Source organism: Bradyrhizobium sp. TM239 (genome assembly GCF_036247985.1).
Classification (GTDB): domain Bacteria; phylum Pseudomonadota; class Alphaproteobacteria; order Rhizobiales; family Xanthobacteraceae; genus Bradyrhizobium; species Bradyrhizobium ottawaense.
Genome location: NZ_BTIR01000022.1, coordinates 188,536 through 213,311 on the forward strand (window position 1 = coordinate 188,536; position 24,776 = coordinate 213,311).

18 protein-coding genes are annotated in these 24,776 nt (G+C 65.5%); 15 read left to right on the forward strand and 3 right to left on the reverse strand.

Features of this window, described 5'->3' with window-relative positions; genetic code table 11:
• Position 1: 1 nt before the first annotated feature.
• Positions 2–1,252, reverse strand: a complete 1,251-nt coding sequence (locus AABA84_RS30625) for a Zn-dependent hydrolase (RefSeq protein ID WP_212248104.1) — start codon at positions 1,250–1,252, stop codon at positions 2–4.
• A gap of 32 nt (positions 1,253–1,284) precedes the next feature.
• Positions 1,285–2,202: a LysR family transcriptional regulator gene (locus tag AABA84_RS30630; protein ID WP_094975306.1), complete on the reverse strand. Its 918-nt coding sequence runs from the start codon at positions 2,200–2,202 to the stop codon at positions 1,285–1,287.
• Between the two features lie 119 nt (positions 2,203–2,321).
• Here AABA84_RS30630 and AABA84_RS30635 point away from each other — a divergent pair, with 119 nt between their 5' ends.
• The 6 genes from AABA84_RS30635 (at position 2,322) to AABA84_RS30660 (ending at position 7,898) form a co-directional block, all read left to right on the forward strand.
• On the forward strand, positions 2,322–3,137 hold the full coding sequence (locus AABA84_RS30635; RefSeq protein ID WP_212248105.1) for a putative hydro-lyase: 816 nt from the start codon (positions 2,322–2,324) through the stop codon (positions 3,135–3,137).
• Between the two features lie 88 nt (positions 3,138–3,225).
• Positions 3,226–4,470 carry an ABC transporter substrate-binding protein gene (locus AABA84_RS30640; RefSeq protein WP_212248107.1) on the forward strand — a complete coding sequence of 415 codons (1,245 nt, stop codon included), beginning with the start codon at positions 3,226–3,228 and terminating at the stop codon, positions 4,468–4,470.
• Positions 4,471–4,665: 195 nt separating this feature from the next.
• Positions 4,666–5,499, forward strand: a complete 834-nt coding sequence (locus tag AABA84_RS30645; protein WP_246550223.1) for a branched-chain amino acid ABC transporter permease — start codon at positions 4,666–4,668, stop codon at positions 5,497–5,499.
• On the forward strand, positions 5,499–6,482 hold the full coding sequence (locus AABA84_RS30650) for a branched-chain amino acid ABC transporter permease (RefSeq protein ID WP_212248111.1): 984 nt from the start codon (positions 5,499–5,501) through the stop codon (positions 6,480–6,482). The genes AABA84_RS30645 and AABA84_RS30650 overlap by 1 nt, the downstream gene beginning before the upstream one ends.
• Positions 6,479–7,210: an ABC transporter ATP-binding protein gene (locus tag AABA84_RS30655; RefSeq protein WP_028143389.1), complete on the forward strand. Its 732-nt coding sequence runs from the start codon at positions 6,479–6,481 to the stop codon at positions 7,208–7,210. Before AABA84_RS30650 ends, AABA84_RS30655 begins: the two co-directional genes overlap by 4 nt.
• Positions 7,194–7,898: an ABC transporter ATP-binding protein gene (locus AABA84_RS30660; protein ID WP_212248113.1), complete on the forward strand. Its 705-nt coding sequence runs from the start codon at positions 7,194–7,196 to the stop codon at positions 7,896–7,898. Before AABA84_RS30655 ends, AABA84_RS30660 begins: the two co-directional genes overlap by 17 nt.
• A gap of 84 nt (positions 7,899–7,982) precedes the next feature.
• Here the strand turns inward: AABA84_RS30660 and otnC are convergent, their stop codons facing one another.
• Positions 7,983–8,669, reverse strand: coding sequence for a 3-oxo-tetronate 4-phosphate decarboxylase (otnC, locus tag AABA84_RS30665; protein WP_338313983.1), 687 nt, complete (start codon positions 8,667–8,669; stop codon positions 7,983–7,985).
• 104 nt (positions 8,670–8,773) lie between these two features.
• On the opposite strand from otnC, the gene ltnD reads away from it, so the two are divergent.
• The 9 genes from ltnD (at position 8,774) to AABA84_RS30710 (ending at position 24,724) form a co-directional block, all read left to right on the forward strand.
• Positions 8,774–9,691, forward strand: coding sequence for an L-threonate dehydrogenase (gene ltnD, locus AABA84_RS30670; protein WP_338309779.1), 918 nt, complete (start codon positions 8,774–8,776; stop codon positions 9,689–9,691).
• Positions 9,692–9,705: 14 nt separating this feature from the next.
• The gene (gene otnI / locus AABA84_RS30675; RefSeq protein ID WP_338313984.1) at positions 9,706–10,488 is read left to right on the forward strand and encodes a 2-oxo-tetronate isomerase; all 783 of its coding nucleotides are present in this window, start codon (positions 9,706–9,708) and stop codon (positions 10,486–10,488) included.
• A complete protein-coding gene (otnK, locus tag AABA84_RS30680) occupies positions 10,485–11,759 on the forward strand; it encodes a 3-oxo-tetronate kinase (RefSeq protein ID WP_338313985.1) in 1,275 nt (424 codons plus the stop codon). The genes otnI and otnK overlap by 4 nt, the downstream gene beginning before the upstream one ends.
• A 160-nt stretch (positions 11,760–11,919) precedes the next feature.
• Positions 11,920–13,611: a methyl-accepting chemotaxis protein gene (locus AABA84_RS30685; protein WP_212248123.1), complete on the forward strand. Its 1,692-nt coding sequence runs from the start codon at positions 11,920–11,922 to the stop codon at positions 13,609–13,611.
• Positions 13,612–13,784: 173 nt separating this feature from the next.
• Positions 13,785–15,977: a methyl-accepting chemotaxis protein gene (locus AABA84_RS30690; protein ID WP_338313986.1), complete on the forward strand. Its 2,193-nt coding sequence runs from the start codon at positions 13,785–13,787 to the stop codon at positions 15,975–15,977.
• Positions 15,978–16,209: 232 nt separating this feature from the next.
• Positions 16,210–17,904 carry a methyl-accepting chemotaxis protein gene (locus AABA84_RS30695; protein WP_338313987.1) on the forward strand — a complete coding sequence of 565 codons (1,695 nt, stop codon included), beginning with the start codon at positions 16,210–16,212 and terminating at the stop codon, positions 17,902–17,904.
• Between the two features lie 193 nt (positions 17,905–18,097).
• Positions 18,098–20,194, forward strand: coding sequence for a methyl-accepting chemotaxis protein (locus AABA84_RS30700; RefSeq protein ID WP_338313988.1), 2,097 nt, complete (start codon positions 18,098–18,100; stop codon positions 20,192–20,194).
• Between the two features lie 167 nt (positions 20,195–20,361).
• Positions 20,362–23,541 (forward strand): efflux RND transporter permease subunit, encoded by a 3,180-nt coding sequence (locus AABA84_RS30705; RefSeq protein WP_338313989.1) that lies wholly within the window; start codon positions 20,362–20,364, stop codon positions 23,539–23,541.
• On the forward strand, positions 23,528–24,724 hold the full coding sequence (locus tag AABA84_RS30710; protein ID WP_338313990.1) for an efflux RND transporter periplasmic adaptor subunit: 1,197 nt from the start codon (positions 23,528–23,530) through the stop codon (positions 24,722–24,724). Before AABA84_RS30705 ends, AABA84_RS30710 begins: the two co-directional genes overlap by 14 nt.
• Positions 24,725–24,776 lie beyond the last annotated feature (52 nt).

Below are 24,776 nucleotides of genomic sequence, written 5' to 3' on the forward strand. Positions count from 1 at the left end.
GTCAGGACGCGACGCCGGCGATCGCCAGCACGGTATGCATGAGAACGTTGGTGCCCGCGGCGCAGTCCGGCTGGGTGGCATCCTCCAGCTCGTTGTGGCTGATGCCGTCCTTGCAGGGCACGAACACCATCGCCGCCGGCATGATCGTGTTGAGGTTGCAGGCGTCGTGACCGGCACCGGAGGTGATGCGGCGCGAGGAATAGCCGAGCGTCTTCGCCGCGTTCTCGACCGCCGCAATCAGCTTGGGATCGAAATGCGTCGGCGGCTTGCGCCAGACCAGGTCGATCTTGACCTCGACCTTGCGGCGCGCGGCGATCTCCGCAATCGCGGTGCGCAGATCGCGATCGAGCGCGTCCATGATGGCACCGTCCGCGCTGCGGCAATCCATGGTGAAGGCGATCTCGCCGGGAATGACGTTGCGCGAGGGGTTTGCGATCACGGCCTCGCCGATGGTGCCGACCGCGTTCGGTCCGAGCTTCTTCGCGATGGATTCCATCGCCAGCACGATCTCCGACAGCGTCGCCAGCGCGTCGCGGCGTAGCGGCATCGGCGTTGATCCGGCATGGCTCTCGAAGCCGGAGATCTTGCCGTCATACCACAGCACGCCCTGGCCGGAATCGACCACGCCGATGGTCTTGCCCTCGGCCTCCAAAATCGGGCCCTGCTCGATGTGCAATTCGACGAAGCAGCCGAGCTTCTGGAAGCCGACCGGCTTGTCGCCGCGATAGCCGATGCTGTCCAGCGCCTGGCCGACGGTCGTGCCCTCGGCGTCCTTGCGCGACAAAATGTCGTCGGTGGTGAAGTCGCCGACATAGGCGGCGGAGGCCATCATCGCGGGCGCGAAGCGCGAGCCTTCCTCGTTGGTCCAGTTGACGACGCAGATAGGTGCTTCGGTCTCGATGCCGGCATCGTTCAGCGTGCGGATCACCTCCAGCGCGCCGAGCGTGCCCAGAATGCCGTCATACTTGCCGCCGGTTGGCTGCGTGTCGAGATGCGAGCCGATGCCGACGGGCGGCTTCGACATGTCGCGGCCCTTGCGCAGGCCGAATTGTGAGCCGAGTGCGTCGGTGTGCACTTCGAGACCAGCGTCCTCGCAGGCCTTGCGGAACCAGTCGCGCACCATCTTGTCTTCGCTGCTCAGTGTCAGCCGCCGCACGCCGCCTTTGGCCGTCCCGCCGAATTGCGCGGTCTCGTGGATGGAGCCCCAGAGGCGGGCGGAATCGATTTGCAGATTGGTGGCGGCTCGGCTCATGCGGTGGGTCTCTCGATTGTCCGGCGCCTTTTTCAATGACGCGCCAGCGCGGGCGCGTCAACTGCGAGGCTGCTCTGCGCAATCTGCCGTGCAAGCTCGGCGACGCGCTCCACGGCGACGACGTCAGGCGAGGCGAGCCAGCTTGCGGTGAAGGTCAGCGGTGCGATCGCAAGATCGGTGTCGAGCAATTGCAGCCGCCCGTCGGCGAGCTCGTTCTCGACGATCGCATCGGGGATCACGGCGACGCCGAGGCCTTCGACCGCCATGTGGATAACGGTCGCGAGCGATGCGGACGCGTGCAGCCGGATCGGCGGCAGCTCCGGCCGGTCGAATACCTCGCGCACGACCTCGTAAGGCTTGGTCTTGCGCGGGAAGGTGATGATCGGAAACCGCGCGAGCTCCGCCGGTGTCACCCGGCCCTTGCCGAGGCCGAGCGAAGGGCTTGCGAGGAAGCCGATCGGGTAATCGGCGAGCACGCGATTATGCACGCCGGACGCCGACAGCGGTCCGACCACGAAGGCAAGCTCGATCTCCTGCGCGAGCAGGCGCGCGGTGAGGTTCGGCGTGATGTCGACCTCGATCTCCAGTGACAGGTTCGGATAGACCTGGTTCACGCTCTTCACGAGGCGCGGCAGCCAGGTGTGCACGATGGTCTCGGCGACGCCGAGGCGCATCACGCCGCGCATCGCCGAGCGGTCGCCAACCTCGGCCATCATCTGCGCGCGCAGGCCGATCAGCTTCTCCGCATAGACCATCATTTGCCGGCCGCTCGGTGTCGGCGAGGCGACGCGATGGTCGCGGTTGAGGAGCTTGACGCCCATCTCGCGCTCGAGCTGGGCGATGCGTTGGGAGATCGCCGGCTGGGTCGTATTGAGCCGTGCTGCGGCGCCGCGGAAGCTGCCGAGCTTTACGACCCAGAGAAAAGTCTCGATCGACCTGAAGTCCAGCATTGGAAGGATTTTCCTCGTCGATAAAATAGATTTATCGATATCGATTAGAAAGGACGATTAGACTTTATAGCACGCTTGGTGTTGGCTGTCTTTGTCGAGTTTATAGGCAGGTCGATTACATGACTGTTTTGGTGGCAGTGCAGCAAACTGAAACGCCCGACGCCCTTCCGAGCCGCAAGGCGCGGCTTGCCTACCGGCAAGGGCTGGTCGCCTCCACCGCCGGAATCGCCCCGGGCTTCGTCCAGGGCAATCTGGCGATCCTGCCGGCGGAATATGCCAGCGCCTTTCATCGCTTCTGCCAGCTCAATCCGAAGCCGTGCCCGATCATCGGCATGTCCGATGTCGGCAGTCCGTACATCCCTTCGCTCGGCGCCGATCTCGACATTCGCACCGACGTGCCGCGCTACCGCGTCTGGCGCGACGGCGAGGTCGTCGACGAGCCGACCGACGTGACGAAGCATTGGCGCGACGATCTCGTGACCTTCGTGCTCGGCTGCTCCTTCTCGTTCGAGGAGGCGCTGCTCGACGAGGGCATGCCGATCCGGCACATCGAGCGCAATGTGCGCGTGCCGATGTATCGTACCAACATCGCCTGCGGCGAGGCCGGTCCGTTCGCCGGTCCCATGGTGGTGTCGATGCGCCCGTTCAAGCCGGCGGATGCGATCCGCGCGGTGCAGATCACCTCGCGCTATCCCGCCGTGCACGGCGCGCCCGTCCATCTCGGCCATCCACATCTGATCGGCATCAAGGACATCGCCAAGCCGGACTATGGCGATCCGGTGCCGGTCGCCGACGACGAGATTCCGGTGTTCTGGGCCTGCGGCGTGACGCCGCAATCGGTGATCAACGCCGCCAAGCTCCCGTTCGCGATCACGCATTCGCCCGGCCTGATGCTGGTGACGGATCTCAAGAACAGGACCATGGCCGTGATTTAATGGGCAGCGTATGCTGCATGTTCGGGCTTTACTGCATCCATCAATCGCTTCATTCGATCAGCCGAAATTCAGTACAGGGGACTTTGCCATGACGATCACTCGCCGCGACGTGTTGTTGGGAGCCACCGCGACTGCCGCACTGGTGCCGCTGGCGGCGCGCGCACAGACTTCCGAAGTCGTGATCGGCGTCATCTATCCGTTCTCCGGCGGCAGCGCGCAGCAGGGCGTCGATGCGCAGAAGGCCTATGAGACCGCGCTCGAGGTCATCAACAAGGACACCGATTTCGACCTGCCGCTGGCGAAGGGCGAGGGCCTGCCGGGCCTCGGCGGCGCCAAGGTCCGCCTCGTGTTCGCCGATCACCAGGCCGATCCGCAGAAGGGCCGCGCCGAAGCCGAGCGCCTGATCACGCAGGAGAAGGTCTCCGCCATCATCGGTACCTATCAGAGCGCCGTCGCCGTCACGGTGAGCCAGATCTGCGAGCGCTACCAGGTCCCGTTCGTCTCCGCCGACAATTCCTCGCCCAGCCTGCACCGCCGAGGCCTGAAGTATTATTTCCGCGCCGCGCCGCATGACGAGATGTATTCGGCCGCCATGTTCGACTTCTTCGACGCCATGAAGAAGAAGGGCAAAAAGATCGAGACGCTGTCGCTGTTCCACGAGGACACGATCTTCGGTACCGATTCCGGCAACGCCCAGGCCAAGATCGCCGGTGAGCGCGCCTACAAGATCGTCACCGACATCAAGTATCGCGCCAACTCGCCCTCGCTCTCGGCCGAGGTGCAGCAGCTCAAGTCCGCGAATGCCGACGTGCTGATGCCCTCCAGCTACACCACCGACGGCATCCTGCTGGTCAAGACCATGGCCGAGCTCGGCTACAAGCCGAATGCGATCGTGGCGCAGGACGCCGGCTTCTCTGAGAAGGCGCTCTATGATGCCGTCGGCGACAAGCTCGAAGGCGTGATCTCGCGCGGCACGTTCTCGCTCGACCTCGCGCAGAAGCGCCCGATGGTCGGCAAGATCAACGAGATGTTCAAGACGCGGTCGGGCAAGGACTTCAACGACCTCACCTCGCGCCAGTTCATGGGCCTGATCATCCTCGCCGACGCCATCAGCCGCGCCAAGTCGACCGACGGCGAGAAGATCCGCGACGCGCTGGCGGCGACCGACATCCCGGGCGAGCAGACCATCATGCCCTGGAAGCGCGTCAAGTTCGACGAGATGGGCCAGAACAACGACGCCGACCCGGTGCTGCTGCAATATATCGGCGGCAAGTTCGTCACCATCTTCCCGCCGCAGGCCGCGATCGCCGAGGCGGTCTGGCCGATGAAGTAAGACTGGGACGCGGGAGCTTAGATGCAGCTCCCGCCCTCATCCTGAGGAGCGGGCGTAGCCCGCGTCTCGAAGGACGGGGGCTGGCCATCCTCCGAGACGCGCGCTTGTGCGCGCTCCTCGGGATGAGGATCTATTTCGGGGGACGGACTTTTGACAGCCCAAGCCATTATTCAAAGTCTCGCCAGCGGCCTCCTCATGGGGCTGCTGTACGGATTGATCGCGGTCGGCCTCGCGCTGATCTTCGGCCTGATGGATGTCACGAACTTCGCCCATGGCGAGTTCCTGATGATCGCGATGTACCTGTCCTTCTTCCTGTTCGCGTTCTTCGCCATCGACCCCTTGCTGTCGGCGCCGTTGGTCGCCGCGGCGCTCTTTATCTTCGGAGCGGTGATCTACTTGCTCATTGTGCGCTTCGCCATGCGGGCCAAGGCCAACGCCGGCATGGTGCAGATCTTCACCACCTTCGGCCTTGCCATCGTGATGAGGGGCCTGGCGCAGTTCTTCTTCACGCCGGATTATCGCAGCATTCCGCAATCCTGGCTCGGCGGCAAAACCATCTCGATCGCCGGTATCTTCCTGCCGGAGCCGCAGCTGGTCGGTGCCCTGGTCTCGATCCTCGCCTTTGCCGGCCTCTACTTCTTCATCCATCGCACCGATTTCGGCCGCGCGCTGGAAGCCACTCGTGAAGATCCCGGTGCGGTCGCGCTGGTCGGCATCGACAAGAACCGCGTGTTTGCGTTCGGCTGGGGCCTTGGTGCCGCGCTGGTCGGTCTCGCCGGCGCGATCATGGCGAGCTTCTTCTACATCTATCCCGATGTCGGCGCGTCCTTTGCGCTGATCGCCTATGTCACCGTGGCGCTCGGCGGCTTCGGCAGCGTGTTCGGCGCCTTCGCCGGCGGCATCATCGTCGGTCTCGTCGAAGCGGTCACCGCGCTGGTGCTGCCGCCGTCGCTGAAATCGGTCGGCATCTACGCGGTCTATCTGCTGGTCGTCTTCATCCGGCCGCGCGGCCTGTTCGGATCGATCTGATGGACAAGGATTTTGCAGCGCGGCGCCGCCGCGACCTCATCATCGCCGCGGTGCTCGCCGTGATTGCCGCAGCGACGCCATTGTTCGTGAAGGACGTCGTCGTCCAGAACATCCTGATCCTGACGCTGATGTACGCGGGACTGTCGCAGAGCTGGAACATCCTGTCCGGCTATTGCGGGCAGATCTCGCTCGGGCACGCGCTGTATTTCGGTCTGGGTGCCTACACCACCGAGCTGCTGTTCACGAAGTTCGGCGTGCTGCCATGGTTCGGCATGCTGGCGGGCGGCGTGGTGTCGGCGCTGATCGCGATGGGGCTCGGTTATCCCTTCTTCCGCCTGCGCGGCCATTACTTCGTGATCGCCACCATCGTCATCGCCGAGATCGGCTTGCTGCTGTTCCACAACTGGGAATGGGCCGGCGCCGCGATGGGCATCACCATTCCAATCCGCGGCGACAGCTGGCTGAAATTCCAGTTCCTGCGCACCAAGCTGCCGTACTTCTATTTCGCGCTGGCGCTGTGCTGCCTGGCCTGGTTCGTCACCTGGTGGCTGGAGAACTCCAAATGGGGATTCTGGTGGCGTGCGGTGAAGGACAATCCGGACGCGGCCGAGAGCCTGGGTGTCGACGTGTTCAATTCCAAGATGGGCGCGGCCGCCGTCTCCGCCTTCCTGGTCGCGGTGGGTGGCAGCTTCTATGCCCAGTTCGTCTCCTACATCGATCCTGAAAGCGTCATGGGCTTCCAGTTTTCGTTGCTGATGGCGCTGCCCGCCGTGCTCGGCGGCATCGGCACCCTGTGGGGCCCGGTGTTAGGGGCTGCCATTCTGATCCCGCTGACGGAGCTGACCCGCTTCAAGTTCGGCGGCTCGGGGCGCGGTGTCGACCTCATCGTCTACGGCACGCTGATCGTCCTGATCTCGCTGGCCTTGCCGCGGGGGCTGCTCAGCCTGTTCTCCCGCCCGAAGAAGACGGGGGCCGCCCGATGACCGCGCTTCTTGAAACCCGCGGCGTCTGGCAGCGGTTTGGCGGCCTCGTCGCCAACAGCGACGTCTCGATCTCGGTCGGCCGCGGCGAGATCGTCGGCCTGATCGGACCCAACGGTGCCGGCAAGTCGACGCTGTTCAATCTCATCGCCGGCGTGTTGCCGCCGACGCAAGGCTCGATTCTCTTCGACGGCGAGGACGTCACCCACATGCCGGCGGCCGAACGCTGCCAGCGCGGGGTGGGGCGCACCTTCCAGGTGGTCAAGAGCTTCGAGACCATGACTGTCATCGACAACGTCATCGTCGGTGCCCTCGTGCGCAACACCGTGATGCGCGAGGCGCGCCGCAAGGCGCATGAGGTCTTGGAGTTCACCGGCCTTGCCGCGCGCGCGGACGTGCTCGCCAGCGACCTCGTGCCGGCCGAGAAGCGCCGCCTCGAAGTCGCCCGCGCGCTCGCCACCGAACCGAAACTACTGCTGCTCGACGAAGTCCTCACCGGCCTGACGCCGACCGAGGCGCAGACCGGTGTCGCGCTGGTGCGCAAGGTGCGCGATGCCGGCATCACCGTGTTGATGGTCGAGCACGTCATGGAGATCGTGATGCCCTTGGTCGACCGTGCGATCGTGCTCGATCTCGGCAAGGTGCTGGTCGAGGGCAAGCCCGCCGATGTCGTCCGCGATCCCAAGGTGATCAGCGCATATCTGGGAGATCGTCATGCTCAGCGTGCGTGAAGTCACGACCGCCTATCAGGGCCTGGTCGCGATCTCCGCGGTCTCGATCGAGGTCCAGAAGGGTGAGATCGTCTGCGTCGCCGGTGCCAACGGCGCGGGCAAGTCGACGCTGCTCAAATCCATCGCCGGCGCCGAGCGTCCGCGTTCCGGCACCGTAACCTTCGACGGCAAGCGCCTCGACGGCATGGCGCAGCACCACATCACCGCCACCGGCATCGCCTATGTGCCGGAGAACCGCCGTCTGTTTCCGCGCCTCTCGGTGCGCGACAACCTTCGTCTCGGCAGCTATCTCTACCGCGGCGAAGCGAACCGCGAAGAACCGCTCGGTCTCGTCTTCGAGCTGTTCCCGCGCCTGTCCGAACGCCTCGAGCAACGCGCCGAAACGCTCTCCGGCGGCGAGCAGCAGATGCTCGCCATCGGCCGCGCGCTGATGACGCGCCCGCGCCTGTTGATGCTGGACGAGCCCTCGCAGGGCATCATGCCGAAGCTGGTCGACGAGATTTTCCAGGCGGTGAAGCGCATCCGCGACGCCGGCATGACCGTTCTGATCGTCGAGCAGCGCATGGCCGAGTGCCTGGAGATCGCCGACCGTGCCTACATCCTGCAAACCGGCCGTGTGCTGATGCAGGGGCCCGCGGCCGAGATCCGGGGCAATCCGGACGTGAGGAAGGCGTATCTGGGGCTGTAGGCGTTGACGCCGTCGCCGCAATCTCCGCCGTCATCCTGAGGTGTGCGCTCTTGCGCGCCTCAGGATGACGGCGGTGGGTGTGGTTCAATGCCCGTGCCCGTGTTCCGGCAACGTTACCCCAAACACCTTCACCAGATCCGCCACCTGCTCCGGCGATAGATAGCGCGGGTTCATCCCGCGCAGCAGCAGGTACAGCTTCGCCGTCTCCTCCAGCTCCTCGGTTGCGAACACGGCGGCTTCCAGCGTGTCGCCGGCGACGACAGGCCCGTGATTGGCGAGCAGCACGGACGAGTATTTTCCCGCCAGTCCCTTGATCGCGGTCGCCACCGCCGGGTCGCCCGGGCGGTAGTACGGCACGAGCGCGGTGGCGCCGCATTTCATCAGGTAATAGGCCGTCATCGGCGGCAGCGCGGCACGCGGGTCGATCTCCGGCAGCATCGAGAGCGCGACCGAATGGGTGGAGTGCAGATGCACGATCGCGCGTGCACTGCCGCGCGTGTCATAGAGCGCATTGTGCAGCGGAACTTCCTTGGTCGGGGCATCGCCCGACACCAGCTGGCCCCTCTCGTCGAGCCGCGACAGCTTCGCAGGATCGAGGAAACCGAGCGAGGCATTGGTCGGCGTCACCAGCCAGCCGCCGCCGTCCAGCTTGACGCTGATATTGCCGGAGGAGCCGGGCGTCAGCCCGCGCTCGAACAGGGACCGTCCGAAGCGGCAGATGTCCTCGCGCAGCCGCGTCTCGTTGCTCGCTTCAGGTTTCATGGCCGTCATGCCCGCTTGTCTCACGCTTTGGCAGCGCGGCCAAGCCGTGATATCGGTTCGCCGAGCCGCCGCAGAAGCCGGCCGTCCGGGAAACGTTCGCAAGGGTTAGTTGTATGTCCGCCTCCACGTCACAAAATCAGCGCATCGCGGTCATCGGGCTCGGCTCGATGGGGTTTGGCATGGCGACCTCGCTGAAGCGCGCCGGCCACGCCGTCACCGGTTGCGACGTTTCGGCCGAGGCCGTGGCGCGTTTCGCGAAGGATGGTGGCGCGGGTGCCAAAACGCCGGCCGAGGCGGCCAAGGGCGCGGACATCGTCGTCAGCGTCGTCGTCAACGCCGCGCAGACTGAAGCGGTCCTGTTCGGCAAGGATGGTGCCGCCGAGACCATGCCCGAAGGCAGCGTCTTCGTATCCTCCGCCACGATGGACCCCGACGTGGCGCGGCGTCTGGCAAAGCAGCTTGAGGCGACCGGCCGGCATTATCTGGATGCGCCGATTTCCGGCGGAGCTCAGCGCGCCGCGCAAGGCGAGCTGACGATCCTCGCCTCCGGCAGCCCCACAGCGTTCGCGAAGGCACGACCCGCGCTCGACGCCATGGCCGCGAAGCTCTACGAGCTCGGCGATGCCGCCGGCCAGGGCGCCGCGTTCAAGATGATCAACCAGCTGCTCGCCGGCGTGCATATCGCTGCCGCCAGCGAGGCGATTGCGTTCGCGGCCAAGCAGGGCCTCGACATCCGCAAGGTCTACGAGGTGATCACCGCCTCCGCCGGCAATTCCTGGATGTTCGAGAACCGCATGCCGCACGTGCTCGACGGCGACTACACACCGCGCAGCGCCGTCGAGATCTTCGTCAAGGACCTCGGCATCATCCAGGACATGGCGCGCAGCGCGCGATTCCCGGTGCCGGTCTCCGCCGCCGCACTCCAGATGTTCCTGATGACATCAGCCGCCGGCATGGGCCGGGACGACGACGCCTCGGTGGCGCGGATGTATGCGCAGGTCACCGGCGTCAAGCTGCCCGGCGACAAGTAACGAAGAGGACGCCAATGCCCCGTTTTGCCGCCAATCTCTCGATGATGTTCACCGAGGTGCCGTTCCTCGATCGCTTCGATGCCGCAGCCCAGGCTGGCTTCACCGCGGTCGAGTTTCTCTTTCCCTATGAGCATCCGGCCGAGGCGGTCGGCGAGCGCCTCAAGCGCAACGGCCTGACCCAGGCGCTGTTCAACCTGCCTCCAGGCGACTGGAACGCCGGTGAGAAGGGCTTTGCGGCGCTCCCCTCGCGCTTCTCCGATCTCAAGGCGGGCCTGGAGACGGCGCTGCCTTACGCCAAGGCGACCGGCGTCAAGCGACTGCACCTGATGGCCGGCATCGCCAATCGCGGCGAGCGCGTCGCGATCGAGGCGTTCTACAAATCGGTGGCATGGGCCGCGGAGTTCTTCGCCCCGCACGGCATCGACATCGTGCTCGAGCCGATCAATGCGCGCAACGTACCCGGCTACTTCCTCAACGACTTCGGCTTCGCCCGCGACCTGATTCAGGAGCTGAGGCTTCCGAACCTCAAGCTCCAGTTCGACATCTATCACTGCCAGATCATCCATGGCGACGTCACGATGCGGCTGCGCGAGATGATGCCGATCATCGGCCATATCCAGATCGCCAGCGTCCCCTCGCGTAACGAGCCCGACGGGGAGGAGCTGAACTATCCGTTCCTGTTCGAAGAGCTCGACCGGCTCGGCTATGCCGGCTTCGTCGGCTGCGAATACAATCCGCGCGGCAAGACCACCGACGGTCTTGCCTGGTTCAAGCCTTACGCTGGAGTGAAGCCGTGACGCTTGCGTTGGGCTGCATCGCCGACGATTACACCGGCGCTTCCGATCTCGCCAACACGCTGACGCGCGCGGGCCTGCGCACCGTGCAGACCATCGGCGTGCCCGCCGACGATCTCGCACTGCCCGAGGTCGATGCCGTCGTGGTGTCGCTGAAGAGCCGCTCGATCGAGGCCGGCCTCGCCGTGTCGCGTTCGCGCGCGGCGGATCAGTGGCTGCGCGGCCGCGGCGCCGGCCACGTATTGTTCAAGATCTGCTCGACCTTCGATTCCACGGACGCCGGCAATATCGGCCCTGTCATGGACGCGCTGCGCGCCGATAGCGGCGAGGGCGCCGTGCTGGTGACGCCGGCGTTCCCGGAGACCGGCCGCACCGTCTATCAGGGCAACCTCTTCGTCGGCGCGGTGCCGCTCAACGAGAGTCCGCTGAAGGACCATCCGCTCAACCCGATGCATGATTCCAACCTGGTGCGCGTGCTTGCGCGCCAGAGCGGGACGCAGATCGGTCTCGTCGACCTCGCCACCGTCACGCGCGGCGCAGATGCCGTGCGGGCCCGGCTGGCCGAACTCGCGGCCAAGGGCATCGGCGCCGCCATCATCGACGCGGTCTTCGACCGCGACCTCGAGACCATCGGCCTCGTCGCCGCCGAGCACCGGCTGTCGGTCGGCGCCTCCGGCATGGGCCTCGGGCTCGCGCGTGCGCTGGCGTCGACTGGTAAAGTCAAATCAGCCGGGGCGAACGGCGAGACCGGCATTGCCGTCGGCGGACCGGCGGCCTGCCTCGCCGGGAGCTGCTCTCAGGCGACGCTTCAGCAGATCGTCAACGCCGAACGGGTCATGCCGGTGCTTCACCTCGATCCGGACCGTATCATTACGGGGGGCGGCGAAGCGCAGCGCGCGCTGGATTGGGCGAGGCCGCGGCTTGCGGAGGGGCCGGTGCTGATCGCCTCGAGCGCGACGCCTGGTCAGGTCGCCGCACTGCAGGCGCGGCACGGTCGCGACCCGGCCGGCCACGCGATCGAGCAGGCCATGGCCGACATTGCAGAAAACCTCGTAAAATCAGGCGTGCGGCGACTGATCGTTGCCGGCGGCGAGACATCCGGTGCCGTCGTCGATCGGTTGAAGATCCCCGGATTTCTCGTAGGAGTGGAGATCGCGGCGGGTGTCCCGGTGCTCCACTCGGTGGGCGCCGAAGCCGACATGCTGCTCGCTCTGAAGTCCGGAAATTTCGGCGGCGCTGAATTTTTCTCCGATGCGCTTAGGCTCATGCGCTAAGCGCAGAGCATTTTTAGCGGCCTGTTCATCTCTTTCAGGCTCCGTACTCGTACGGAGTCGTAGTTAACATCTGCGCAGGTGCTCTGGTGTTGGATGTTGGTGCTGCTCCCTTTGGTTGATTCGTAATAAGCGCACCGCGCCAGCACAAAGAGACCCCATTATGCTTGCCACCATTTCCATCCGCGCCAAGATCATCAGTGTCGTGGCGTTCCTGCTGGTCGCAATGGCCGGCATGGGTCTCCTGGCCGTCATGAAAATGCGGTCGATGAACGCCAACACCATCGACATCACCACGAGCTGGATGCCCAGCGTGCGGGTGCTTGGCGAGCTTCGTGCGAGCGTCATCACCTATCGCAACGTGGTCCGCCAGCACATGCTTTCCGAAACGCTGGACGAAAAACTCGCCAACGAGAAGACGGGTGTGACAGTGATCGAGGCGCTCGCCAAGATCCGCGGCCGGTACGAGCCAATGATCACCTCGCCGGAGGAGCGGGCGCTCTACAACCAGTGGGCAAAACTCTGGGATGACTACAAGAAGGGCACCGAGGAGGTGATGGCGCTCTCGCGCAAGGAGGCCGGCAAGGTCCCGCACGACGCACAGGAGCTGAACACCAAGACGGTCAACAAGATCGGTCTTGCGTCGGATGAGGTCCTGATGAAGGACATCGAACTCAACACCAAGGGTGGCGATCAGGCGGCTCAGGATGCTGCGGACAGCTATTCTTATGCTTTCATGCTGGTCTCGATCATCCTCGGCGCTGCCGTCATCATCGGCATCGGCGTCGGCTTCTATCTCGTCCAGGACGTCTCGAAGGGCATCAACTCGATCATTGAGCCGATGCAGGCGCTGGGCAAGGGCGACCTCTCCGCCGAAGTCCCGCACCGGGGCGAGAAGACCGAGATCGGCGCCATGGCCGACGTGCTCCAGATCTTCAAGGAGGCTCTGATCGCCAAGAAGGCCGCCGATGAGGCCGCGGCCACGGATGCCGAAGCCAAGATCGAGCGCGGCCGCCGCGTCGACAACATCACCCGCGAATTCGAAACCATGATCGGCGAGATCGTCCAGACCGTGTCGTCGGCCTCGACCCAGCTGGAGGCCTCCGCCTCGACGCTGACCTCGACCGCCGACCGTTCCCAGCGACTGGCGACCACCGTTGCCAGCGCTTCGGAGGAAGCCTCGACCAACGTGCAGTCGGTGGCCTCGGCGACCGAGGAGATGGCTTCGTCGGTCGGCGAGATCAGCCGTCAGGTGCAGGAATCGGCGCGGATGGCGGGCGATGCCGTCGGCCAGGCGCGTGCTACCACCGAGCGCGTCAGCGAGCTCTCCAAGGCGGCGTCCCGCATCGGCGACGTCGTCGAACTGATCAACACCATCGCCGGCCAGACCAACCTGCTGGCGCTGAACGCGACCATCGAGGCGGCACGTGCCGGCGAGGCCGGCCGCGGCTTTGCCGTGGTGGCTTCCGAGGTGAAGGCGCTTGCCGAGCAGACCGCGAAGGCGACCGGCGAGATCGGCCAGCAGATCTCCGGCATCCAGGCGGCGACCAACGACTCGGTCGGCGCCATCAAGGAGATTTCCTCGACCATCGAGCGTCTCTCGGAGATCTCGTCGGCGATCGCAGCGGCGGTGGAAGAGCAGGGCGCCGCGACGCAGGAGATCGCCCGCAACGTCCAGCAGGCCGCGCAGGGCACCCAGCAGGTCTCCTCCAACATCACCGACGTGCAGCGCGGCGCGACCGAGACCGGCACGGCCTCCTCACAAGTGCTGTCGGCGGCGCAAATGCTGTCGAACGATTCGGGCCGGCTGAAGAACGAGGTCAGCAAATTCCTGACCAACGTCCGCGCGGCCTGATCCTTCCGGACAGGTATCAGACTACGCAAGAGCGGCGTCATCGGCGCCGCTCTTTGCTTTTGGCGCACCGCCCGGCCCCGGACTTATTTTTCACGTGGGTCATACGGTTCCAAATCTTTACGGGTTCCGAACGCGGGGAACTTTAACTCCTTGCAGCATTTCGGAGGCCCATCGTGAAGCTGTTTTCGTTCTCTGCCATTCGCTCCATCCAATTGAAGATTGCCCTGATCGCCGGCCTCTGCCTCGCGGTCACCTGCGTCGTGCTGATCGGCTACGGCCTCTTCTCCACGCAGAGCATGAACCAGTACGTGACCCACGAGGTCATGCAGCTGGTCGACAATCAGACCAAGGAAAGCCTGACCAACCGCGCTACCACTGAAGCCAGCGCCATCAAGGCCGAGCTGGAGGTCGGATTCGATGCCGCGCGCACCATCGCGCATGCGTTCGCGACGCTGGCAGACGAGAAGACCGGCACCCCCATCGCAGCCCGGCGCGCTCAGTTCAACGCGCTGCTCCGCCACGTGCTCGAGCTCAATCCTGCCTTCAACGGCACCTACTCGGCCTGGGAGCCCGGCGCGCTGGATGGCGATGACGCGGCGTTCAAGGGCCGCAAGGAGGTCGGATCGGACAATACCGGCCGGTTCCTGCCCTATTGGACGCGCAATGCCAACGGCGACATCGCGGTTCAGCCGCTGGTCGAGTACGACAGCGGCGAGCGGCATCCCAACGGTCTGGTGAAGGGCGCCTGGTACATCAATCCGAACACGACGGGTAAGGAGAACATCCTCGGTCCGCTGCCCTATATCGTGCAGGGCAAGGCCGTCTTCCTGGCGACCATGTCGGTGCCGGTCATGATCGGCGGCAAGTTCCGCGGCGTTGCCGGCGCCGACTACAATCTCGACTTCGTGCAGAAGCTGGCCCTCAAGATCAATGCCTCGCTGTTCGAGGGCAAGGGCAAGGTCGCGATCCTCAACGACACCGGCCTGATCGTGGCCAACAGCGCCAATCAGGACGTGATCGGCAAGAACGCTTCGGCAGCCGATCCGCGCTGGAGCGAGAGCCTCGCCATCGTCAAGGCCGGCAAGAGCGCGGTGCAGGACGATCCGAAGTTCGCCAACATCGATATCTATGCGCCGATCCGCTTCGGGCTCACCGAGAATGCGTGGTCGGTCGTGATCTCGGTCCCGCGCGAGGTCGTGCTGGCGTCCGCACGGCAGCTGGATGCCTCGCTCAGTGCCCGTGCGACGTCGAGCACGTTCTGGCAGCTCGGTGTCGGCCTCGTCATCGTGCTGGCGGCGATCTTCCTGATCTCGTTCGCTGCACGAAAGATCGCGCGGCCGATCCAGGACTGCGCCAATTTCGCCGACGGCATCGCCAAGGGCGACTTCAACCAGCAGCTCAAGATCGATCAGGCCGACGAGGTCGGCAGGCTCGCGACGTCGCTGAGCTCGATGCAGGACGACATCAAGCGCAGCATCGAGCAGCGCGCCCAGGACCAGGCCGCTGCCGATCGCGAACGCAAGCGCACCATGAACGAGCTGGCCGACAGCTTCGAAGCGCAGGTGGGCGGTATCGTGGAAACGGTGTCCGCCGCGTCCGGCGCGCTGGAAAGCTCGGCCGGATCGCTGAGCTCGACCGCCGAGCGGGCGCAAGAGCTCGCCTCCGTCGTCGCCACCGCGTCCGACCAGGCATCTGGTAACGTGCAGTCGGTGGCCTCGGCGACCGAGGAGATGGCTTCGTCGGTCGGCGAGATCAGCCGTCAGGTGCAGGAATCGGCGCGGATGGCGGGCGATGCCGTCGGCCAGGCCCGTGCCACCACCGAGCGCGTCAGCGAGCTTTCCAAGGCGGCGTCCCGCATCGGCGACGTCGTCGAACTGATCAACACCATCGCCGGCCAGACCAACCTGCTGGCGCTGAACGCGACCATCGAGGCGGCACGTGCCGGCGAGGCCGGCCGCGGCTTTGCCGTGGTGGCTTCCGAGGTGAAGGCGCTCGCCGAGCAGACCGCGAAGGCGACCGGTGAAATCGGCCAGCAGATCTCCGGCATCCAGGCGGCGACCAACGACTCGGTCGGCGCCATCAAGGAGATTTCCTCGACCATCGAGCGCCTCTCGGAGATCTCGTCGGCGATCGCAGCGGCGGTGGAAGAGCAGGGCGCCGCGACCCAGGAGATCGCCCGCAACGTGCAGCAGGCCGCGCAAGGCACCCAGCAGGTCTCCTCCAACATCACCGACGTGCAGCGCGGCGCGACCGAGACCGGCACGGCCTCCTCACAAGTGCTGTCGGCGGCGCAAATGCTGTCGAACGACTCGGGCCGGCTGAAGAACGAGGTCAGCAGGTTCCTGACCAACGTCCGCGCGGCGTAAACCTTCGCCCGATCAAAACCACGGGCGGCGCCGAAAGCGCCGCTCGTTTGTCTTGCCGGGCAGCATGAGATCGGCCGCAGGCGGTCATCTCGGGAACTGGCCGTAATCTTACGGGCGGGCCGTTTCATCGATGGTTAAATCGGATTCACGAAGGTTGAGAGAGCGGAGCCTCGTGCATGGCGGGTCCCGATTGGAATGATTTCATCCTGAGAGCGGTCTGCTGGGGGCCCCGATGCGCAAGAATTTTCCGGTCACTGATGTCGAATATCCGGTCAGCGACGAGACGCTGATCGTTTCGCGGACCGATCTCAAGGGCAAGCTCACCTACTTCAACGAAGACTTCCTCGCCGCGGCCGGGTTCACATCGGCCGAGCTGATGGGCCAGCCGCACAATATCGTCCGCCACCCCGACATGCCGCCGGAGGCGTTCGACAATCTCTGGGACACGCTGAAGGCCGGCAAGCCGTGGCTCGGCGCGGTGAAGAACCGCCGCAAGAACGGCGACTTCTACTGGGTGCTGGCGACGGCTTCGCCGATCCGGGAGAACGGCCAGGTCAAGGGTTACACCTCGATCCGCACAAAACTGCCGGCCGATCAGCGCAAGCTCGCCGAGGAGGTCTACGCCGCGATCCGCGAGAAGAAGCCGCACGGCTATCGCGTCGACGCCGGCATCATCCGTCGTCGCTCGTGGCTCGACCGCTTCAGTGTCTTTACCGGCACGCTGAAGGCGCGCCTCGTCACGACCATGGCGCTCCAGGCGCTGTTCATGCTCGCGCTCGGCAGCGGCGGCGCGCTCGCTTCCGGCGGGTCGGCCAGCCTGATGCTGTCGGCGCTGGCCGTCGTTGGCGCCGCCGTCGTCGGTTTCGCTGGCCTTGCAACCATGCGTGCGATCCAGGGGCCGATGCAGCAGCTCAACGACACCCTGGTCAACCTCGTGCAGGACAAGCTCGACAACCGCATCGTGATCGAGCGCGACGACGAGATCGGCGAGGCGCTGCGCAACCTTCAGACCGTGCAGACCATCATCCGCTTCAGCCGCGACGAGGTGCAGGCAGTGCAGCGTCGTGCCGAGACGCAGCGCAAATCCGACATGACCAAGCTCGCCGACGGCTTCGAGGCCGCGATCGGCGAGATCGTCGAGACCGTGTCGTCGGCCGCAACCGAGCTCGAGGCGTCGGCCTCGACCCTGTCCTCAACCGCGGGCCGGGCGCAGGAGCTGGCCACAGTGGTGGCATCCGGCTCGGAAGCAGCGTCCACCAATGTCCACTCGGTGGCATCGGCCGCCGAAGAGATGTCGTCCTCGGTGCGCGAGATCGGCCGTCAGGTGCAGGACTCCTCCCGGATCGCAGGTGAGGCGGTCAGCCAGGCACAGGCCACCACCGAGCGCGTCAGCGAATTGTCGCGGGCCGCGTCGCGGATCGGTGACGTCGTCGAGCTCATCAATGCGATCGCCGGCCAGACCAATTTGCTGGCGCTCAATGCCACGATCGAGGCAGCACGGGCCGGCGAGGCCGGCCGCGGCTTCGCCGTCGTGGCTTCCGAGGTCAAGGCGCTCGCCGAGCAGACGGCCAAGGCCACCGGCGAGATCGGCCAGCAGGTCGGCGGCATTCAGGCGGCGACACAGGATTCGGTCAGCGCGATCGGCGAGATCAGCGGCACCATCGCGCGCCTGTCGGAGATTGCTGCGGCGATCGCCGCGGCCGTGGAGCAACAGGGCGCGGCCACCCAGGAGATTGCCCGCAACGTTCAGCAGGCCGCCCAGGGCACCCAACAGGTCTCGTCCAATGTCGGCGACGTCCAGCGCGGCGCCTCCGAAACCGGCTCGGCGTCCTCGCAGGTGCTGTCAGCGGCGCAGATGCTGTCCCGCGATTCCAATCGGCTCAAGCTCGAGGTCGGCAAGTTCCTCAACTCCGTCCGCGCTGCCTGAGGGGAGCACGACGCCGCAGCGTTGCATCGCGCGTTGTCGCGGGCAACGTTTTGATAAGCATATGCGGTGGCGCCCCCGGCAGCGAGACCGCACTTTGACGTGAGACAACATCGCGTTGCAGGCTTCTTATATCTCTCGTGGGGGTCGATCCCTCCATTCGGAGGAAGCGGCGCTCGGGAAAAGGAAGCCAGCGGTGCATCTCAGAATTGGCACGGTCCTACCGGTCATCATTTCGGCGCTTGCCTTGATGGGAGTGGCGGCCACCGGCTACACGGCCATTCACGCCTACCACGACCGTCAGGAGGCCGAGATCTTCGTCGGTCTCAACGGCATTTCGCAATCGTTGTTGCACAGCGCCGGGCAATGGGCGAAGGAGCGCGGCATGACCAATGCGGCGTTGAATTCGCCCGAGGTGCTTCCGGCCGATCGCCGCTCCGAAATCGACGCTGTGCGCGCGACGTCGGATCGGGCCTTCCGCGATGCTGTGCAGCGCTTGCGTGGCGTCACGGCGATGAAGGGCGCCGAACAACGCATCTCGGAAGCCGAACGGGCATTCCAAAGCTTCGAGAGCCTGCGCCGCAGGGTCGATGCGAATCTGGCCAAGCCTGGGTCGGAGCGGGACGCCGAGGTGGTCAAGGCCTTTGCCCCGGCGATCACCGATCTGATCGAGGTCGCGGCCAACAGACTGCGCCTGACGCTGGAAACGCTGACCAGTTCGCCTTCGGCCGCCATGGCACGCCTCGTCGGCCTCCGGCACCTGACAGCGGAGATGGCAGAGAACGCCGGGCGCGAACGTGCGCTTCTCGGCGGGTTGATCAGTTCGCACGCGAAGCTCGCCGCGGACGGCATCGGCCGGATCGCGACCTTCCGCGGCCACGTGGAGCTCGCCTGGGAGACGGTCGCCCCGATCGCCGACCGCACCGACGTTCCGGCGGCGCTCGCGCGGGCCATCAAGTCGGTGAATGAGGATTACTTTCAGACCTATGGCGCACTGCGTGCCGAAATCCTCGCCGCAGGTCCGAGCGGCGAATACAAGATCAGCGGCCACGACTATGTGGGCCGCGCGACGACGGCCATCAATTCCATTCTCGGACTGGCGGGCGCAATCGGCGCGGCGGCGGATACGGAGGCTGCCGAACAGGCGAAGGCGAGCGCCTCCAACCTGATCATCAGTGCTGCAATCCTGCTTGCGAGCCTCGGCCTCACATTGCTGAGCTTCTGGATCGCGGTTTCAAGGATCGTGCGTCCGCTTGCGGCACTGACGGCCGCGATGGACGAATTGGCCGGCGGCAATTTCGCAGTGGTTCTCCCCGGGCTTGGCCGCAAGGACGAGGTGGGCGACATGGCCCACGCGGTGGAGACGTTCAAGGTCAAGGCCGAGCAGAAGGCGCATGAGGTCGCGGACGCCAAGATCAGGCAGGACCAGATCGCGGCCGAACAGCGCCGTGCCGACATGCACCGGCTTGCCGGTCAGTTCGAGACTGCAGTCGGCGAGATCGTGGACGCGGTGAGTTCGGCGTCGACCGAGCTGGAAGCCTCCGCCGGTGCGATGAACGTGACGGCCGCGCGGGCGCAGGAGCTCGCCGTCACCGTCGCCGACGGTTCGCAGGAAGCCTCCGCAAACGTTCAGTCGGTCGCGTCCGCGACCGAGCAGTTGTCGTCCTCCGTCAACGAGATCAGCCGCCGGGTGCAGGATTCGGCGCGAATGGCCAACGAAGCCGTCGACCAGGTACGGCTGACCGACGGGCATATCGACGGATTGTCGCGAGCGGTCGCGAAGATCGGCGACGTCGTCGAACTGATCGACCAGATCGCGGGGCAGACCAATCTCCTCGCGCTCAACGCAACGATCGAGGCGGCGAGGGCCGGCGAGTCCGGTCGCGGCTTCGCGGTGGTGGCTTCCGAGGTCAAGGCCCTCGCCGCGCAGACCGCGAAGGCGACCGGTGAGATCGCGCAGCAGATCACCGGCATCCAGTCGGCGACCCAGGAATCCGTCGCGGCGATCCGCGACATCGGCGGCACCATCGCGCGGCTGTCCGAAATCGCTGCGGCCATTGCCGCGGCGGTGGAGGAGCAGGGTGCGGCGACGCAGGAGATCACACGAAACGTGCAGCAGGCGGCCAAAGGTGCGCAGCAGGCCTCGTCCAATGTCGGCGAGGTCGAGCGGGGCGCCGCCGAGACCGGCGCGTCGTCCTCGCAAGTGCTGTCGGCGGCGCAGATGCTCTCGCGCGATTCCAATCGCCTCAAGCTTGAGGTCGGCAAGTTCCTGAACGCGGTCCGCGCCGCCTGAGACAGGCCGCCGCATAGCTGCGATGTCGATTTCGCAGTGCGGTAGCAGGGAAGTGAATGCAGGATAGTTCTGGTTATTAGCGTTTCCGGCGGTGCTCGGGTAAAGGGGAATAGGGATCGCCGTGGGGGCAGATTCCGTATCCTCCTTGACCTGGATTTTCCTGGCGCATGATTGCTCTGGTCCGTATTGCCTTGAGCCGGCCCTATACGTTCGTCGTGCTCGCGCTTCTGCTGCTGATCATCGGACCGCTCGCGGCGCTGCGGACCCCGACCGACATCTTTCCGGACATCCGCATTCCCGTGATCGGCGTGGTCTGGCAGTACACCGGCCTGCCGCCGGACCAGATGTCCGGCCGCATCACCACGCCGTTCCAGCGGGCGCTGACGACCACGGTCAACGACATCGAGCACATCACGGCCAATTCCTACAACGGCTTTGGCATCATCAAGATCTTCTTCCAGCCCAACGTCGACATCCGCACCGCCAACGCGCAGGTCACCGCGATCTCGCAGACGCTGATCAAGCAGATGCCGCCGGGCGCGACGCCGCCCCTGATCCTGAACTACTCCGCCTCCACCGTGCCGATCATCCAGGTGGCGCTGTCGGGCGATGGCCTCACCGAGCAGAACCTCGCCGACATCGGCATCAACAATCTGCGCACGCCGCTGGTCACCGTGCCGGGCGCGGCGATCCCCTATCCATTCGGCGGCAAGCAGCGCCAGGTCCAGATCGACCTCGATCCCACCGCGCTGCAGGCCCGCGGCCTGTCCGGCCAGGACGTCGCCAATGCGCTCGCCGCCCAGAACCTGATCACGCCGGTCGGCACCCAGAAGATCGGCCAGTTCGAGTACAACATCCAGCTCAACAACTCGCCACTGAAGATCGACGAACTCGGCAACCTCCCGATCAAGACCGTCAATGGCGCCATGGTCTATGTGCGCGACGTCGCCACCGTACGCGACGGCAATCCGCCGCAGACCAACATCGTCCATGTCGACGGTAACCGCTCGGTGCTGATGATGGTGCTGAAGGCGGGCGCGACCTCGACGCTCGACATCATCGCCGGCATCAAGCAGAAGGTCATCGACGTCAAGGACCAGCTCCCCGACGCGCTCAAGATCGGCTTCATTGGCGACCAGTCGGTGTTCGTCCGCGGCGCGATTCAAGGCGTCGCGATCGAGGGGGTGATCGCGGCGCTGCTCACCAGCGTCATGATCCTGCTGTTCCTCGGCAGCTGGCGCTCGACCATCATCATCGCGGTCTCGATCCCGCTGTCGGTGCTGGGCGCCATCATCATGCTGTCGGCGATCGGCGAGACGCTGAACATCATGACGCTCGGCGGGCTCGCACTCGCGGTCGGCATCCTCGTCGACGACGCCACCGTCACGATCGAGAACATCAACTACCATCTGGAGCAGGGCAAGCCGGTCGAGCAGTCGATCCTCGACGGCGCCAACCAGATCGTGACGCCGGCCTTCGTGTCGCTGCTGTGCATCTGCATCGTGTTCGTGCCGATGTTCTTCCTCTCGGGCGTCGCGCGCTTCCTGTTCGTGCCGATGGCGGAAGCGGTGATGTTCGCGATGATCTGGTCGTTCATCCTGTCGCGCACGCTGGTGCCGACCATGGCGAACTATCTGCTGCAGGCGCATGTCCATCACGAAGGCGGGCCGCCGAAATCGCGCAATCCTCTCGTCTGGTTCCAGCGCGGCTTCGAGGCACGGTTCGAGCGCATCCGCGGCGGCTACCATGGCTTCCTCGGCCTCGCGCTGGCGCATCGCGCGGTGTTCGTGATCGGCTTCCTCTGCGTGGTCGGCATATCCTTCGCGCTGGTGCCGTTCCTCGGCCGCAATTTCTTTCCCGCGGTCGATGCCGGCAACATCCTGATGCATGTCCGCACCCAGGTCGGCACCCGCGTCGAGGAGACCGCCAACCAGCTGGCCGACGTGCAGAAGGCGGTCCGCAAGCTGATTCCGGGCGAGATCGAGACCATGACCGACAACATCGGTATGCCGATCTCCGGCATCAACATGACCTACAACAACACCGGCGTGATCGGCCCGCAGGACGGCGACATCCAGATCAAGTTGAAGGAAGGCCACAAGCCGACCGAGGAGCACGTGAAGGTGCTGCGCGAGCAGCTGCCGCGACTGTTCCCCGGCGTCAGCTTCGCGTTCCTTCCCGCCGACATCGTCAGCCAGATCCTGAACTTCGGCGCGCCGGCGCCGATCGACCTGCAGATCCGCGGCGCCAATCTCGGTGCCAATTTTGTCTACGCCAACAATCTGCTGGCCAAGGTCCGCAGGATTCCCGGCGTTGCCGATGCCCGGATCCAGCAGTCGCCGAACGCGCCGACCTTCAACATCGATGTCGACCGCACCCGCGCGCAATATGTCGGCCTGACCGAGCGCGACGTCACCAACAGCCTCGTGGTCAATCTCGCCGGCTCCTCGCAGGTGGCGCCGACCTACTACCTCAACCCCGACAACGGCGTGTCCTATTCGATCGTGATGCAGACGCCGCAATACCAGATCGATTCGCTCAGCGCGCTGCAGACGCTGCCGATCACCGCCGCCGGCAATGCGCAGTCGCCGATCCTCGGCGGCATCGCCGACATCAAGCGTTCGACGTCGAGCGCGGTCGTCTCGCAATACGACATCCAGTCGATGGTGCAGATCTTCGCAACGACCTCGGGCCGCGATCTCGGCGCCGTCGCCGCCGATATCCGAAAGGTGATCGCCGACACTGCCAAGGAGGTGCCGAAGGGCTCTTCCGTGGTGCTGCTCGGCCAGGTGCAGACCATGAACAGCGCCTTCACCGGCCTCCTGTTCGGTCTGCTCGGTGCCGTCGTGCTGATCTATTTCCTGATCGTCGTGAACTTCCAGTCCTGGTCCGATCCGTTCGTGATCATCACGGCGCTGCCGGCCGCGCTCGCCGGCATCGTCTGGATGCTGTTCGCGACCGGGACCACGCTGTCGGTCCCCGCACTCACCGGCGCCATCATGTGCATGGGCGTTGCCACCGCCAACAGCGTGCTCGTGATCTCCTTCGCGCGCGAACGCTACGAGGAGCTCGGCGATCCCGTCGCCGCGGCGCTGGAAGCCGGCTTCGTCCGGTTCCGCCCGGTGCTGATGACCGCGCTCGCCATGATCATCGGCATGGCGCCGATGGCGCTGGGTCTGGGCGAGGGCGGCGAGCAGAATGCGCCGCTCGGCCGCGCCGTGATCGGCGGCCTGATCTTTGCAACCTTTGCCACGCTGATGTTCGTTCCCGTGGTATTCAGCATGGTCCACAAGAAACAAGGCGCCAAAGCCGCCGCCCCACTGGAGACCCCGCATGTCGCCCACTGAACCCCGCTCGCCGGTGTCGCACCGGAAACTGGGCATCTTCGGCGTGGTGGCGCTGATCGCGGCGGGCCTCGTCGTCGGCACCGGCATCCGCGCCCGCGAGGAGCAGAGCTCCCAGTTGAAGGAATGGACCGATGATCAGGCCGTTCCCAGCGTCGCGGTGACCCAGCCCAGCGCCAAGGCGCTCAACGCCACCATCGATCTGCCGGGCCGGCTGGAAGCCTATTATCGCGCACCGATCTTCGCCCGCGTGTCGGGCTATCTGAAGAGCTGGAGCGCCGACATCGGCGCCCGCGTCAAGGCCGGTCAGGTGATCGCCGAGATCGAGGCGCCGGACCTCGATCAGCAGCTGCTGCAGGCTAGAGCCGACCTCGCCAGCCAGCAGGCCAGCGCCAGGCTGTCGGAGGCGACGCTGAACCGGCGCAAGACGCTGGTCGCCTCCAACTTCGTCTCCGCGCAGGAGATCGACGAGCGCACCGCCGATCTCTCCAACAAGAACGCGGCCGTCAATTCGGGCAAGGCCAATGTCGAGCGGCTGGAAGCGCTGGCCGGCTACAAGAAGATCACCGCGCCGTTCGACGGCGTCGTCACCGCGCGCGACACCGACGTCGGCGCGCTGATCAATGCCGGCGGCGGCTCCGGCCCGGCGATGTTCGTGATCTCCGACATCACCAAGCTGCGTGTCTACGTCAACGTGCCCCAGAACTACGTGCCGGCGATCAAGATCGGCGCCAAGGCCACCATCGCGTTGCCGGAGTATCCGAACCGGACGTTCCAGGCGACGGTCGAGGCGTCCTCGCAAGCCGTCGACGTCGCCTCCGGCACCACGCGCATGCAGCTCGGGCTCGACAATTCGAACGGAGAGCTGATGCCCGGCGGCTATGCCAGCGTGAAGCTCAACCTCCAGCGCGATTCCGCCCCGCTCAGCATCCCCGCCAGCGCGTTGATCTTCAACAGCAACGGCCTGCGCGTCGCGACCGTCGGGACTGATGACAAGGTGCTGTTCAAGCCGGTGACCATCGCCCGCGACCTCGGCCGCGAGATCGAGCTCGCCTCGGGGATCGCCGCGGACGATCGCGTCATCACGGCCCCGCCGGACGGGTTGTCGGACGGCGATGCAGTGCGCGTGGTCGGCGCCAAGGCCAAGCCGGCGACCGCGTCGGAGAAGCAGGCGCCGAAGGGGTAGGGCGGTCTCGTGCCCCGGACGCAGCGCAGCACGCAGTGATGCGCTGCAGAGC

What these genes read in the sequence shown, in the direction of transcription:
- AABA84_RS30625 (WP_212248104.1), bottom strand. Translation starts at nt 1,252, where the DNA reads ATGAGCCGAGCCGCCACCAATCTGCAAATCGATTCCGCCCGCCTCTGG.
- AABA84_RS30630 (WP_094975306.1), bottom strand. Translation starts at nt 2,202, where the DNA reads ATGCTGGACTTCAGGTCGATCGAGACTTTTCTCTGGGTCGTAAAGCTC.
- AABA84_RS30635 (WP_212248105.1), top strand. Translation starts at nt 2,322, where the DNA reads ATGACTGTTTTGGTGGCAGTGCAGCAAACTGAAACGCCCGACGCCCTT.
- AABA84_RS30640 (WP_212248107.1), top strand. Translation starts at nt 3,226, where the DNA reads ATGACGATCACTCGCCGCGACGTGTTGTTGGGAGCCACCGCGACTGCC.
- AABA84_RS30645 (WP_246550223.1), top strand. Translation starts at nt 4,666, where the DNA reads ATGGGGCTGCTGTACGGATTGATCGCGGTCGGCCTCGCGCTGATCTTC.
- AABA84_RS30650 (WP_212248111.1), top strand. Translation starts at nt 5,499, where the DNA reads ATGGACAAGGATTTTGCAGCGCGGCGCCGCCGCGACCTCATCATCGCC.
- AABA84_RS30655 (WP_028143389.1), top strand. Translation starts at nt 6,479, where the DNA reads ATGACCGCGCTTCTTGAAACCCGCGGCGTCTGGCAGCGGTTTGGCGGC.
- AABA84_RS30660 (WP_212248113.1), top strand. Translation starts at nt 7,194, where the DNA reads ATGCTCAGCGTGCGTGAAGTCACGACCGCCTATCAGGGCCTGGTCGCG.
- otnC (WP_338313983.1), bottom strand. Translation starts at nt 8,669, where the DNA reads ATGACGGCCATGAAACCTGAAGCGAGCAACGAGACGCGGCTGCGCGAG.
- ltnD (WP_338309779.1), top strand. Translation starts at nt 8,774, where the DNA reads ATGTCCGCCTCCACGTCACAAAATCAGCGCATCGCGGTCATCGGGCTC.
- otnI (WP_338313984.1), top strand. Translation starts at nt 9,706, where the DNA reads ATGCCCCGTTTTGCCGCCAATCTCTCGATGATGTTCACCGAGGTGCCG.
- AABA84_RS30685 (WP_212248123.1), top strand. Translation starts at nt 11,920, where the DNA reads ATGCTTGCCACCATTTCCATCCGCGCCAAGATCATCAGTGTCGTGGCG.
- AABA84_RS30695 (WP_338313987.1), top strand. Translation starts at nt 16,210, where the DNA reads ATGCGCAAGAATTTTCCGGTCACTGATGTCGAATATCCGGTCAGCGAC.
- AABA84_RS30705 (WP_338313989.1), top strand. Translation starts at nt 20,362, where the DNA reads ATGATTGCTCTGGTCCGTATTGCCTTGAGCCGGCCCTATACGTTCGTC.
- AABA84_RS30710 (WP_338313990.1), top strand. Translation starts at nt 23,528, where the DNA reads ATGTCGCCCACTGAACCCCGCTCGCCGGTGTCGCACCGGAAACTGGGC.